Origin of the sequence: Blautia sp. MSK.20.85 (assembly GCF_013317245.1) — a bacterium.
Taxonomy (GTDB): domain Bacteria; phylum Bacillota; class Clostridia; order Lachnospirales; family Lachnospiraceae; genus Blautia_A.
In genome coordinates, this window is sequence record NZ_JAAIUN010000134.1 from 1 (window position 1) to 309 (window position 309).

1 protein-coding gene is annotated in these 309 nt (G+C 35.6%); it reads right to left on the reverse strand.

The window, feature by feature from the left end:
* Window positions 1-74: 74 nt before the first annotated feature.
* A partial coding sequence (locus G5B12_RS17330) for a hypothetical protein (protein WP_207719573.1) occupies window positions 75-309 on the reverse strand: 235 nt, incomplete at its 5' end.

The window sequence follows — 309 nt, forward strand, 5'->3', positions numbered from 1 at the left end:
TAAGACTCTGGCAGATACTCCTTTACATTGTCTTTGACATATTCATAAAATTCTTTTCTGTTCATCATACGCTTTTACCCCTTTCTGATCATGTGATGGTTCATTCTTTTTCTGTTGACCATCTGCTCGGATTTCTTCTGATAAGCCATCATTCTCTTTAAAGTTTTCTCCTGGTTTTTTCGTGCTTCCTGTCTTTTTTCCATTGCTTTCATCATAGTTTTCTGTTCCTTTCTGTGATATTTTTGTATGAAAAAGGGAGCCTCACATAGAAGCTCCCAATCATAACCGTTGGTTTTAGTTTCCTTATTT